This window comes from Modestobacter sp. SYSU DS0511 (genome assembly GCF_054050755.1).
Window position 1 is genome coordinate 26521 of sequence record NZ_JBJGZY010000007.1, and the last position, 12312, is coordinate 38832.

General features: G+C 76.1%; 10 protein-coding genes. 5 read left to right on the top strand and 5 right to left on the bottom strand.

Annotated elements, in window-relative coordinates; all coding sequences use genetic code 11:
- Nucleotides 1-15: 15 nt before the first annotated feature.
- The 5 genes from ACI783_RS05320 to ACI783_RS05340 all read right to left on the bottom strand — a co-directional run bounded on the left by ACI783_RS05320 (nucleotide 16) and on the right by ACI783_RS05340 (nucleotide 6630).
- A complete protein-coding gene (locus tag ACI783_RS05320; protein ID WP_457139468.1) occupies nucleotides 16-1611 on the bottom strand; it encodes a molybdopterin-dependent oxidoreductase in 1596 nt (531 codons plus the stop codon).
- A 35-nt stretch (nucleotides 1612-1646) separates the two neighbouring features.
- On the bottom strand, nucleotides 1647-2084 hold the full coding sequence (locus ACI783_RS05325) for a hypothetical protein (RefSeq protein WP_457139469.1): 438 nt from the start codon (nucleotides 2082-2084) through the stop codon (nucleotides 1647-1649).
- Nucleotides 2085-2158: 74 nt separating this feature from the next.
- Nucleotides 2159-3274 carry a flavin-containing monooxygenase gene (locus ACI783_RS05330; protein ID WP_457139470.1) on the bottom strand — a complete coding sequence of 372 codons (1116 nt, stop codon included), beginning with the start codon at nucleotides 3272-3274 and terminating at the stop codon, nucleotides 2159-2161.
- Nucleotides 3275-3330: 56 nt separating this feature from the next.
- Complete coding sequence (locus ACI783_RS05335) at nucleotides 3331-3798, bottom strand: hypothetical protein (protein ID WP_457139471.1); 468 nt, start codon at nucleotides 3796-3798, stop codon at nucleotides 3331-3333.
- Nucleotides 3799-3915: 117 nt separating this feature from the next.
- A complete protein-coding gene (locus ACI783_RS05340) occupies nucleotides 3916-6630 on the bottom strand; it encodes an AAA family ATPase (RefSeq protein WP_457139472.1) in 2715 nt (904 codons plus the stop codon).
- 128 nt (nucleotides 6631-6758) lie between these two features.
- Between ACI783_RS05340 and ACI783_RS05345 the strand changes: the two genes are divergently transcribed.
- The 5 genes from ACI783_RS05345 (at nucleotide 6759) to ACI783_RS05365 (ending at nucleotide 12184) form a co-directional block, all read left to right on the top strand.
- Nucleotides 6759-8294: an MFS transporter gene (locus ACI783_RS05345; RefSeq protein ID WP_457139473.1), complete on the top strand. Its 1536-nt coding sequence runs from the start codon at nucleotides 6759-6761 to the stop codon at nucleotides 8292-8294.
- Nucleotides 8295-8390: 96 nt separating this feature from the next.
- Nucleotides 8391-8624 (top strand): heavy-metal-associated domain-containing protein, encoded by a 234-nt coding sequence (locus tag ACI783_RS05350; RefSeq protein ID WP_457139474.1) that lies wholly within the window; start codon nucleotides 8391-8393, stop codon nucleotides 8622-8624.
- Nucleotides 8625-8660: 36 nt separating this feature from the next.
- Nucleotides 8661-8783: a hypothetical protein gene (locus tag ACI783_RS05355; protein WP_457139475.1), complete on the top strand. Its 123-nt coding sequence runs from the start codon at nucleotides 8661-8663 to the stop codon at nucleotides 8781-8783.
- Between the two features lie 32 nt (nucleotides 8784-8815).
- Nucleotides 8816-9649 (top strand): ABC transporter ATP-binding protein, encoded by an 834-nt coding sequence (locus tag ACI783_RS05360; protein ID WP_457139476.1) that lies wholly within the window; start codon nucleotides 8816-8818, stop codon nucleotides 9647-9649.
- Between the two features lie 6 nt (nucleotides 9650-9655).
- On the top strand, nucleotides 9656-12184 hold the full coding sequence (locus ACI783_RS05365) for an ABC transporter permease (RefSeq protein ID WP_457139477.1): 2529 nt from the start codon (nucleotides 9656-9658) through the stop codon (nucleotides 12182-12184).
- The last annotated feature ends 128 nt before the right edge of the window (nucleotides 12185-12312 follow it).

The window sequence follows — 12312 nt, forward strand, 5'->3', positions numbered from 1 at the left end:
TGGCGGTGCGTGTGGTCAGGTGCCTGGATCGGCGGGCCGGGCTGCGGCTGGACCGCCGGGCTCTGGATGACGCCATGCGGCGACACTCCGGACCGCCCAGCTCGCACGGGTGACGCCCAGGGCGACCAGCCGGCGCAGCGCTGGCCCGGCGGGACTGCCGCCGACGTGGACGGTGACGGCGTGGATGCCGCGCACGCCATGGGGGAACGGCGTGGCGGTGGTTCCCTCCTGCCACTCGCCGGTGGTGGTGCGGCAGCGGACCCGCAGCCGGTGCTCACCAGGGGTGGCCGACCACGTGGCCGTCCAGGGCCGCCACGCGTCCGGTCCGAGGTCGACGCCGAGGTCGGCCTCGGTCCACGGACCCTGGTCGATCTGCAGCTGGACCCGGTCGACGCCGAGGGGTGGTGCCCAGGCGTAGCCGCGGACGGAGACCTCGCCGGGCTGGACGTGGTCGTGCGCGCCGGGCGTGTCGATGCGGGCGGCCGGGTGCACCGGGTAGGTGCCGTCAGTCCAGCCGCGGGAGCCCCAGTACGACAGCGGCGGGGTGGTGGTGATCCTGAGACGCCGCAGCCACTTGAGGTTGCCGTCCTGCCCGTGCCGGCCGGACACGAGCAGCCGGGCCGGGCTGCCGTGCTCGCGAGGCAGCGGCTGGCCAGCCATGCCGACGGCGAGGAAGCCGTGGGAGCGGGCGACGTCCAGCGGCAGGACGTTGGTGTAGCCGTCGACGGCCTCGGCGACCAGCCAGCCGTCGTCGTCGTGGACGCCGGCCCGCTCGAGTAGGTCGGCCAGGCCGATGCCGGTCCACCGAGCGCAGCCCATCCGGGTGCCGCCGACCGGGTTGTGCACGCAGACCATCAGAAGGTCGCGCTCCTCCAGCGGCAGCGCGAGCACCTCGGGCAGGGTGAGCGACACCGGCTGTTTCACCTCGCCGTCCACCTGGAGTCGCCAGGCGCCGAGGTCGGTGCGCGGCTCCGGCAGGGTCACGTCGATGACGACCAGCTCGCCGGGTTGGGCCAGCAGCGGGGCAACACCGGGGTGCGGTGCGGCGTCGGCGACGGGCACCGGCGGCAGCGGCTGGGCAGGGGCGGGCACCGGCACCCGGTCGCGCAGCGCGGCGGCGGCGCGGCGTCGGGACCGCCGGCCGGCGGCCACGACCGTGACTGCGGCGGCGGCGGCGACCACCGCCGGCGGGCGCACCGGCATCGGGGCGACGGCGGTCGCGGCGGTGAGCATGCCGGCGGCCGTGGCGATGGCGGTGTCCCGCGCGGATGCGTCGCCGCGGCGCACGGCGAGGTAGCCGCCGAGCGCGTGCGGCGCAGCCGCCATGGCGGCGCCGAGCAGCGGCCGTCGGCGGGCCAGGGTGCCGCCGGCGGCGGCGAGCAGGCCGCTGGTGCCGGCCGCGAGGACGGCCAGGCCGGGCTTGTCCGCGCGGCCGACGAGGGCGACGCCGCCGTCGACCAGCATCGCCGGTACGGCGTCGACCAGCCCCCGGGCCAGGCCGGAGGACGGAGAGCGGCCGCGGAGGGTAGCGGTGGCGGTGACCTCTCCGGCCGCCGCGGCCAGCAGCCCGGCGAGCAGGCCGACGGTGGGGCGGGTGGTGTGGGCGCTCATCGGGAGCTCCTCGGATGCTGGAACGGTCGGGGTGGTCAGTCGCGGGTCGGAGGCTCGGCCGCGGGTGGGGCGTCCGGAGCCGGCGGTTGTGCGGCCATGACCAGCGCCACGACCAGCACGGTGCTCACCGGCCCCCACAGCACGAGCCCGGCCGAAGACAGCCAGCCCAGCGCGGCCGGTCCGGCCAGCACGGCCGCCGGAGCTCCCAGTGCGACGAGCACGGCGCCGTCCGGCCAGCCCCGGCGGCGCAGCCAGCCGGCCGCGACCAGCGTCCAGCCGCCCACGAGGGCACCGGCGACCGGCCAGGTCGTCGCACCGAACAGCGACCAGCCGAGTTCCAGGGCGATCACGGCGACCAGCAGCGGCAGCATCGTGGCGACCCAGCCGGTAAGGAACCGGACCACCGTGGCATCGGTGGTGCTCGGTGCGGGGGTGGCTGGCACGGTCGGCGGTAGCAGCGTCGTGGTGGACATCGGTTCCTCCTCGGCGGACCGGCGGCGGGATGGACGGCTGTGCTGCGGGCGACGCTAGGAACGCGGCGGCCGTGTCACGCCGGGGGAACCGCCGGGATCGCCGGCGAGGGCTGCGTCTGGCTGGCGTCGGCAGCCAGGCGGTCGGAGAGGGTGGCGGCGTCGGCGCCGACGAAGCCGAGCAGCGCCGAGCCGCGGCAGGTCTGCCAGGGCAGGCCGAGGAAGTACAGGCCGGGCACGGCAGTGATCCCGCCGGCGTGACGGACGGCGCCGTCGACGATGACGCCGGGGACGTGCAGCCAGGAGTGGTCGGGCCGGTAGCCGGTGGCCCACACGATGGCGTCGACCGTGGCGGTGCTGCCGTCGGCGAAGGTGGCGGTGCGGCCGGCGAGGTCGGTCAGCCGCGGGCGGAAGTCGATGCCGCGGCGGCGGAGGGTGCGGCTGCGGGTGCCGATGACGACGTCGCCGCGGGCGCGTAGCCGTCGGGCGATGCGGGTGTGCGCGGGCACGGTGAAGAACCCGGACTTCGTCAGCCAGAAGAACAGGTCGCGGGCGGCGATCCGCTGGGGCAGCTCGGTCGGCCGGGTGCCGACGGCGACAGTGACCGGTTGGGTGGCGGCGAGCTCGGCGGCGATCTGCAGGCCGGAGTTGGCGGCGCCGACGACGAGCACCCGGCCGCCGCCGGGCAGCTGGGTCGGGTTCCGGTAGCCGGCGCTGTGCAGCTGTGGCACGCCCGGGTCCAGCCGGTCGGCGAGGGCGGGGATGTGCGGGGTCTGGAACGGACCGGTGGCGACCACGACCTGCCGCGCGCGCAGCGTGCCGGTCGGGGTGCTGGCGGCGAAGGTGCCGTCGGTTTCGCGGTGCAGCCGAGTCACCGGGGTGCTCAGCCGCACCGGCAGGGTGAAGTGCGCGGCGTAGGTGGCCAGGTAGTCGGCTACGTCGTCCTTGGTGGGATGGGTGTCGGCGGGGGCGGGGAACGGCAGGCCGGGCAGCGAGTCGTACTGGGCGGGGCTGAACAGCCGGAGCGAATCCCAGCGGTTCCGCCACGAGGAGCCGATCTCGGGGCCGGCGTCGACCAACAGGAAGTCGGTGCCGCGGGCGGCGAGGTGGTGGCCGAGGGCGAGGCCGGCCTGGCCGGCGCCGATGACGAGCACGTCGAGGACCTCGTCGGCGGTGGAGGGTGGCGTGGGCATGGGATCTCCTGACAGGGCGACTGGTGAGCAGGGGTGGGCGGGCGAGTCGCCGGCGTTCAGACGAGGCCGACGGTGAGCAGCGCGGCGGCGAGGACGAGGTCGGCGACCAGGCATGTCTCGGCGTACCAGCGGGGCACGACCCGGCCGAGGCGGTGGTGGGCGACGTCCCAGGCGGCGTGGGCGAGCCAGCCGGCGGCGAGCACGTAGCGGGCCGCGGCCGGGTCGACGGCGACCGCGGCGAGCGCGGCCGCGCCGAAGCCGAGCACGGCCGCGGTCTGCGCGGTCAGCAGCCGCCGGTCTGTCAGGTCGCCGCGGACGGTGCCCCAGGTCAGATAGATGACCGCCGCCAGCAGCACGCACCAGGCGCTGGTCCAGGCCTGCGCGGACGCGGGCAGCCGCGCGACGAGCACGAAGCCGTTCACGGCGGCGATGGCACCGAGGGCGGCCGGCCAGCGGCGGGTGAGCGCGCCAAGCACGCCGGGGCGGCGGACGATCGCAGCCGGAGCGGCGGGAGCGGCGGTCATCGGGGCCTCCTGGGTCGGTGCTTGGTCCACACCGGACGCTAGGAGCGGGCCGCCGGCCTCTCGCCGGCGAAATAGCCAGGTTCCGTCGCCGGGTGCGGCGCCCGGCGATGGCCTGCGTCAGAGCTCGAGCGGCAGCGCGGTCAGCTCGGCGCGGGAGGTCACGGCCAGCTTGCTGAACACGTTGCGCAGGTGGAAGTCGACGGTGCGGGGGCTGACGAACAGCTGCGCGGCGACGTCGCGGTTGGACAGGCCCTGCCGGACGAGGGCGGCCACCTGGCGTTCCTGCGCGGTGAGGTCGGTGGCGGTGGAGACGTCGCGGCGCCGGGCGGTCTCGCCCGAGGCCCGCAGCTCCTGCGCGGCACGCTCGGCCCACGGGGTGGCGCCCAGCTCCTCGAACAGCGTCAGGGCGGTGCGCAGGTGCTCGCGGGCGTCGACCCGCCGCCGTGCTCGGCGCAGGTACTCGCCGTAGGCCAGTTCGGTGCGGGCGCGATCGGGTGAGCGTGGCGACTTCGCGTGCGCGGTCAGCGCCGCCTCGAAGTGCGCTTCGGCGTCGGGCCCCTCGGCCAGCAGCGCGCGGCCGTGCTCGGCGGCCGCGAGCGCGCTCGGGGTGCCGGTGCCCTCGGCGAAGGCCACCACGTCCTCCAGCCAGGCGCGCAGGACGTCGAGCCGCCCGGCGCGGAAGGCAAGGTCGAACAGGTCGAGCGCGGCCAGGCGGCGCAGCGCCGGCCCGGACACCTGCGTGAGGTGGTGCACCGCAGTGGCCGGTTGGGCGGCGGTGCGCAGGGCGCGAGCCCAGTGCGTCATGTCGACCACGAGGCTGTCGGTGATGCCGACTGGATGCCGCTCGCGGATCGCGGCGGCCTCGTTCAGGCGGTCGTCGGCGGCGTCTCCGCGCAGGGCGGCGACGAGGGCCTGCTGCACCATTGGCAGCGCCGTCATGCCGGGGTGCCCGGTGCCGGCCGTCAGCGGTAGTGCCTCGTCCGCGGCGGCGGCCGCCCTGCCCCACGCTCCCATCGCGATCTGCGCGTAGAAGCCGCGGGTCAGCGCGTGCTCGAGCATGCTGAGCGCCCCGGCGCGGCGGGCGGCGGTGAGCTGGTTCGCGTGCAGTCGGAGGCTGCGCTCGTCGTCGTCGATCAGCCACGCGGCGATCGCGAGGTTGGGCTGGAGGACGTGGTCGTCCTCGAGCGGCTCGGCGTCGGTCAGGGCGAACGCCTGACCGAACGACGCGCCGGCGGCGGCGTAGTCCCCGCGGCCGAGCGCGCGGAACCCGTGCATCAGGTCGAACGCCACCCGCGCCGCGGTCGGCGCGTCCGGCGGGGGCTGGGGTACCAGCGCGACCGGGTCGAACGTCCGCGGCGACCGGGCGCCGAATCCGGACAGCGACGCGCACAGCATGGCCAGCTGCCGGGCCAGCGCGTCGTCGGCCCCGGCGGCGACCTCGGCGGCCTGCAGGATGAGGTCGTAGCCGTCGTGCAGCGAGCGGGTGTTCCACTCGATCTGCCCTTGCAGGACGAGGAGCCGCGCGCGTAGCACCGGCTCGCTGATGTCGGCCGCGGCGGCCTGCGCGAGCGCGGCTGCCCGGGACGGGTGCGCGCCGAGCCATGCCGAGGACGCGGCCCGGTACAGCCGCCGGCCGCGGTCGCCGCCGCCGGGGGTGAGTTCGGCAGCGCGGGCCCAGGCGGCGGCCGCCGCCTCGTGCCCGCCCCGTGCCCCGGCCCGTTCGGCGACCCCGTCGAGGGCGGTGACGACGGTCTCGTCGGGCCGGTCGGCGGCGGCGGCCAGGTGCCAGGCCCGCCGGTCGGCGTCGCCGGTGAGGACGTCGGCGAGGGCGCGGTGGGCGGCGCGCCGCTGGGCGCTGGTCGCGGCCTGGTAGACCGCCGAGCGCACCAGCGGGTGGTAGAGGGCGACGGTGTCGCCGTCGACACGCAGCAGCCCGGACCGCTCGACGGCGTCCAGCGCCGCGTCGTCGGCGTCGAGCCGGTCCGCGGCGTCGCGGAGGATGGTCAGCCGGGCGGTGTCGTCGGCCGCGGCGACCAGTAGGAACCGCTGCGCTGGCTCGTCGAGGCGGCGATAGCGCTCGCCGAAAGCCCGCTCGACCCCGCCGGTCAGCGGCAGCGTGCTCGGCAACGGCACCCGTCCGGCCAGCTGCTCGCCGGTGAGGACCCCGGCCAGCTCGACCAGCGCCAGCGGATTGCCGCCGGTTCCGGCCACCAGCTGGTCGCGGACCGACGGGTCGACGCCAACCCCGGCGCGCCCAGTCAGGAGCGCGTCGGCGTCGGACCCGGTCATGCCACCGAGGACGACGGCAGGCAGGTCGGGGGCGTCGAAGCGGCGGGCGCCGCCGTCGCGGGCGGCGAACAGCAGCGCCACGCGCTCGTCCTGCAACCGGCGGGCGGTGAACAGCAGCCCCGCGGCGGAGGCGTCATCGAGCCAGTGGGCGTCGTCGACGACGCCCAGCACCGGGGTCTGCTCGGCGGCGTCGGCCAGCAGACTCAGCGTGCCGAGGAAGGCCAGGAACCGGTCGCCGTCGCCGGCGGCTTCGCCCAGCGCCGCGTGCAGCGCCGTGGCCTGTGGCGCCGGCAGCGCCTCGATGCCGCCGCGCAGCGGCCACAGCAGCCGCTGCAGCGCGGCGAACGCCAGCGGGGACTCAGACTCCACCCCCGAAGTGCGCAGCACCCGCATGCCGGCGGCGGCGGTGACCGCGTCGGTCAGCAGCGTCGACTTGCCCGACCCGGCCACGCCGCGAACCACGAGCGCCCCACCGGTCCCGGTGCGGGCGGCGTCGAGCAGCGCAGCGATCGCCGCGCGTTCGGCAGCCCGTCCGGTCAGCACGACCGGCACCGTACCGACCGCCGGGGACGCGTCCGGGAAGCGTGATCCCGGTGATTCTCCCGGCGTGAGTGATCTCGGCGGCGGCGAGCGTGGAGGCAGCCCCGCAGATACCACCTCGAGGAGGAGCCATGTCGGCCCACCCCACCGCCGCACCGGCGGCCCGCGCGCACGGGCACCGGCCCGCCCCCGGCCATGCCACGCCCCGCACCGACCACGTCGCCAGCTACCCGCCGGCGGCCGGGAACGAGCCGCGCCAGCCGTGGACGGCGTTCGCCTTGATGATCGCCGCCCAGTTCATGGTCATTCTGGACGTTTCGGTGGTCAACGTCGCGCTGCCGTCCATCAGCGAGGGGCTGCACCTGTCGGCGGCGGACTACCAGTGGACGATCAGCGCCTACGTGCTGCTCTCCGGCGGGCTGCTGCTGCTCGGCGGGCGCATCGCTGACCTGCTCGATCGACGCCGAGCCTTCCTCGCCGGCGTCGCCGTGTTCACAACGGCCTCGCTGGTCAGCGGCCTGGCGCAGACCCCGCTGACCCTCATCCTGGCCCGCGCCGCGCAGGGCGCCGGCGCCGCGCTGCTCACCCCCGCCGCACTGTCGATCATCATGACCGCCTACGCCGGCAAGCAGCGGCAGACCGCGCTCGCCGTGTGGGGCACCGTCGGCAGCCTCGGCATCGCCGCCGGCGTCCTCTTTGGTGGGGCGCTGACCAGTGCTCTCGGCTGGCGGGCGGTGTTCTTCATCAACGTCCCGATCGGCGTGGCCGTCGTCGCCGGCACCCTGCGCGCCGTGGCCCGGGGGACCTCGCAGCCCGCCGCGCTGCGCCGCCTCGACGCGCCGGGTGCGGTCACCGTGGTCTCCGGGCTGCTTGCGCTGGTGCTCGGCATCGAGGCCATCCGCTCTGCCGGCCCAGCCGCGCCGCGCACCTGGCTCGCGCTGGCCGCGGCCGCGGTGCTGCTGTGCACGTTCGCCCGGCTCGAGCGCCGCGTCGCCGACCCGCTCGTGCCGCCGTCCACCTGGCGGATGCGATCGCTGGTGTCGGCCTCGGCGGTGATGGCCGGCGTGACCGGTGCCGTGGTCGGCGCGATCTTCCTGTCCTCGCTGTACCTGCAGGAGGTCGTCGGCTCCTCACCGCTCGTCGCGGGGCTGCAGGTCCTGCCGCTGGCCGCCGCGATCACCCTGGCCGCCGCCGCGGCGTCGAAGGTCATCGGCCACCTCGGCGCCCGCCCGCTGATCCTCGGCGGGCTGGTCGTGATGGCCGCCGGGGTGCTGTTGCTGGCCGCCGGTGCTGGCGGCGCCTCCTACGCCGCCGACGTGCTGCCCGGGTTCCTGCTCGTCGGCGCCGGCGTCGGCCCGATGTTCGTCGCCATCGCCGTCGCTGCGATGAGCGACGTGCCCGCGGAGAAGTCCGGCCTGGCAAGCGGGCTGATGATGACCGGCCACGAGATCGGCGCCGCCCTCGGCGTCGCCGCGCTCACCGCCGTCGCCGGCGACCTCGCCACGGTCACCGGACTCGTCGACGGCTACGGCCGTGCCTTCACCGTCACCGCCGCCGTCCTGGCCGGGCTGTTCATCCTCACCGCGCTCGCCGTTCCCGGCGGCAAGCCGACGGCCGGCACCAGCGGCCACGGACACGGCCACGGACTCGGCGTCCACGGCCATTGACCCAGCTGATCCCGGCGGTTTCCCCGGTGAGAGGCCCCCAGCTGCTCGCCGACTCTCATCACCGAACGCACCACAGCTGCTCGTCGAGGAGTCCCCATGCTGTCCGGCACGCCCCGCACGTTCATCGGCGCCACCACCTTCGCGGTCACCGGCATGACCTGCGAGCACTGCCGCGAAGCGGTCACCACCGCGATCGCCGGCGTCGGCGGCGTCGAGACCGCCACCGTCGACCTGGCCAGCGGCACCGTCACCGTCACCGCCGCGCGGCCGGTGGACCGCGCCGACATCGCCGCGGCGATCGAGGCGGCCGGCTACCGCGTCCTGCCCTGACCACCCGGCTACCCACCTCGCGAAAGGACACCCGCCATGAACCCGCTCTACGAGGAGCTCTTCCACGCCCGCCAAAGCGAGCTCCTCCGCGACGCCCGCCTCCACCGGCTCGCCAGGTCCGCCAAGGCCCGCTCCCCGCGCCGGCGCCGCATCCACTGACCACTGCGACCACCTCACGTCCAGGAGACGCAATGCCCGCCCGCCCTCTTCTCCCGCCGCACCCGCGGCCAGCCCCCGCAGAACTGACCCCGGCCTCTCGCACGGCCACCGCGACGCGTGAGGACGCGCCGGCGATCGCCGCCCGCGCGATCGACCTGGTCAAGACCTACGGCCGCGGCGAAGCCACCGTCCACGCCTTGGACGGCGCCTCCGTGACGATCCCGGCGGGCGAGTTCACCGCCGTCATGGGCCCCTCCGGGTCGGGCAAGTCCACCCTGGTGCACGCCCTCGCCGGCCTGGACAGCGTCGACTCCGGCCAGGTCCTGCTCGGCGACACCGACCTGACCACGTTGTCCGAGCGGGACCGCACCCTGCTGCGCCGCGAGCGGCTCGGCTTCGTCTTCCAGGCGTTCAACCTCATCCCGTCGCTGACCGCCGCGGAGAACATCGCCCTGCCGCTCACCCTCGCCGGTCGCCGTCCCGACCCTGCCTGGCTCGCCGAGCTGGTCCGAATGCTCGGCCTGGGTGACCGACTCGACCACCGCCCCGCGCAGCTGTCCGGCGGGCAGCAGCAGCGGGTCGCCGTCGGCCGCGCGCTGATCGCCCGCCCCGAGCTCGTCTTCGCCGACGAGCCCACCGGCAATCTCGACTCCCGCGCCGGCGCGGCGCTGCTGGCCTTCCTCCGCGACGCCACCCGCACCCTGGGCCAGACGATCGTCATGGTCACTCACGACCCTGTCGCCGCTGCCTCCGCCGACCGCGTCGTCTTCCTCGCCGACGGGCGCATCGTCGACCAGCTGCCGGACCCCACCGCGGAGACCGTGCTGGCCCGCATGGCCAGGCTCGACGCGCGAGCGGGGGCGTGAGCCGCGATGTTCCGACTCGCCCTCGCCAACGCGCTCGCGCACCGCTCCCGGCTGGCGCTGACGTGGCTGGCCGTCGCGCTCGGCGTCGCGTTCGCCGCCGGCAGCCTGGTGCTCACCGACACCAGCAGCCGCCTGCTCGACGAGCAGTTCCGCACCACGGCCGCCGGGGTCGACCTCATCGTCCGCGGTGCCGCCGCGTTCGACGCCGCGATGGGCGTCGAGGTTCAGCGGGACCCGCTGCCGGCCGTCCTCGCTGACCGGATCGCGGCCACCCCCGGCGTCGAAGAGGTCCGGCCGATCGCCTCCGGACCGGGGCAGCTGCAGGTGGCCGGGCAGGCCGTAGCCCCGGCCGGGCCGACCCTGCTCGGCACATGGGCCGAGGCACCGTTCACCGCCTACTCCCTGCAGGCAGGCCGCGCTCCGGCCGGAAACGGGGAAGTCGTCCTCGACGCGGCCACCGCCGCCGACCACGGCATCGATCTCGGCGACACGGTGACCGTGTCGGCGACCAGCAGCCGGCAGCTGCGCGTCGTCGGCCTCACCGGTGTCGGCGAGGCCGACGGGCTGGCCAACAGCACCGTTGTGCTGGTCGACCTGCCCACCGCGCAGGCGTTGCTCGACCTCGGCACCGACGTCACCTCGGTCGACGTGCTCGCCGCCGACGGCGTCGCCGTCGCCGACCTTCGCAGCGACTTGGCCGCGGCCCTCGGCGAGGACTACGCCGTCAGCAACGCCCAGGATGCCGCCGCCGCCAGCGCCGACGCGGCCAAGGAGAGCATCGACTACCTGCGCATCGTGCTGTTGGCGCTGGCCGCCGCCGGGCTGGTCGTCGGGGCGTTCCTCATCGCCAACACCTTCGGCATCGTGCTCACCCAGCGCGCCGGGGAGCTGGCGCTGCTGCGCGCGGCCGGCGCCACCGGCCGGCAGGTGTTCGCCTCCGTGCTGGGTGAGGCGCTGCTCGTCGGCGTCACCGGCGCGGCCAGCGGCACCGCCGCCGGCATCGGGGCCGCCTATGCCCTGCGCGGGCTGGCCTCCGGCGCCGGCCTGGCGCTGCCCGACGGGCCGCTGACCGTCACTGCCCGCACCATCGTCGTCGGCCTGGTCGCCGGCACGGTGATCACGCTGCTGGCCGTGCTCGGCCCGGCCCGACGGGCCGCCCGCACCGCCCCGGTGGAGGCCATCCGGGCCGCCGCCCCGGCGCCCGCCCGGCCCCGCCGGGCCCGGCTGATCATCGGCTGGGCCGCGCTCGCCCTGGGCGGCGTCGGACTGGTCACCGCCGCGCTGCTGCGCGACATCGCCGGCGTCGCCGTCGGCGCGGTGCTGCTGCTGGCCGGCCTGATCGTGCTCGCCCCGGTCCTGACGCCGCGGCTGGCGCAGGCGGTCGGCCGCCCGCTGACCGGCCTCGGCGTGCCCGGGCAGCTGGCGCGGGAGTCGACGGTGCGCACCCCGCGGCGCACCGCGGCCACCGCGATGGCCCTCGCCCTGGGCCTAGCCCTCATCGGCTTCGTCACCGTGCTCGGCAGTTCGGTCAAGGCGATCGGCGCCGCGTCCACCGAGGCGATCACCGCCGACCTGCTCGTGCAGAGCAGCCGCGACGAGATGCTCGGCGGGCTCTCCCCAGAGGTCGCCGCCCGCGTCGCGGCGCTGCCCGAGGTCCCCGCCGTCTCCTCGGTGCGCTACGGCCACTGGCTCGACGCCGGCATGACCAGCGCGCTGACCGCCGTCGACCCGGCCACCCTGCCCCGTGTCGCCGACGTCGAGATGACCGCCGGTGACCTGGCCGCCCTCGAGTCCGGCGGGATCGTGCTCGCCGACGGCGTCGCCGCCGAGCGCGGCCTGTCCGTCGGCGACACCCTCGCGCTCACCTTCCCGCGCGACGGCGAGCAGCGGCTGCGAGTGGTCGGCCTGATGGCCGACGACTCCGCTCGCGCGCTGTCGACCAACTACGTGATCTCGCTGGACACCTACGCCTCCCACTTCAGCGAGAACGTCGACGCCACCGTGTACGTCACCCTCGCTGACGGCACCGATCCGGCCGAGGCGCGCACCGCGCTGCGGACAGCGGTCGCCGACTTCCCCAACGCCGAGGTGCTCGACCAGGCCGAGGCCGCGGCCGGCCGCGCCGCGGCCGTGGACCAGGTGCTCGGGCTGATCACCGTGCTGCTCGGCTTCGCAGTCCTCATCGCGCTGCTGGGCATCACCAACACCCTGGCGCTGTCCATCGTCGAGCGGACCCGCGAGATCGGCCTGCTGCGCGCGGTCGGCATGACCCGCAGGCAGCTGTCCCGGATGATCCGCGCCGAGGCGGTGCTCATCGCCGCCGTCGCCGCGGTCGTGGGCACCGGTCTCGGCCTCGGCCTGGCCGCGGCCACCCTGGCCGGATTGTCCGGGGACAACCCGTTCGTCATGGAGGTCCCGGTCGGCCAACTGCTGGCCGTGGTCGCCACCGCGGTGCTCGCCGGCCTCGCCGCGGGCCTGCTGCCCGCCCGCCGCGCTGCCCGGCTCGACGTGCTCACCGCCATCGCCTCCCAGTGACCGCTCCGGCGCCGGCCCGCCCCACCGGGCCGGCGCCGCCGACTCCTACCGGCACCCTTCTCACGAGGAGCCCACCACGACCGAGGCGTCCACCACCCGACTCGGCACCGCCGCCACGGCGACCCCCG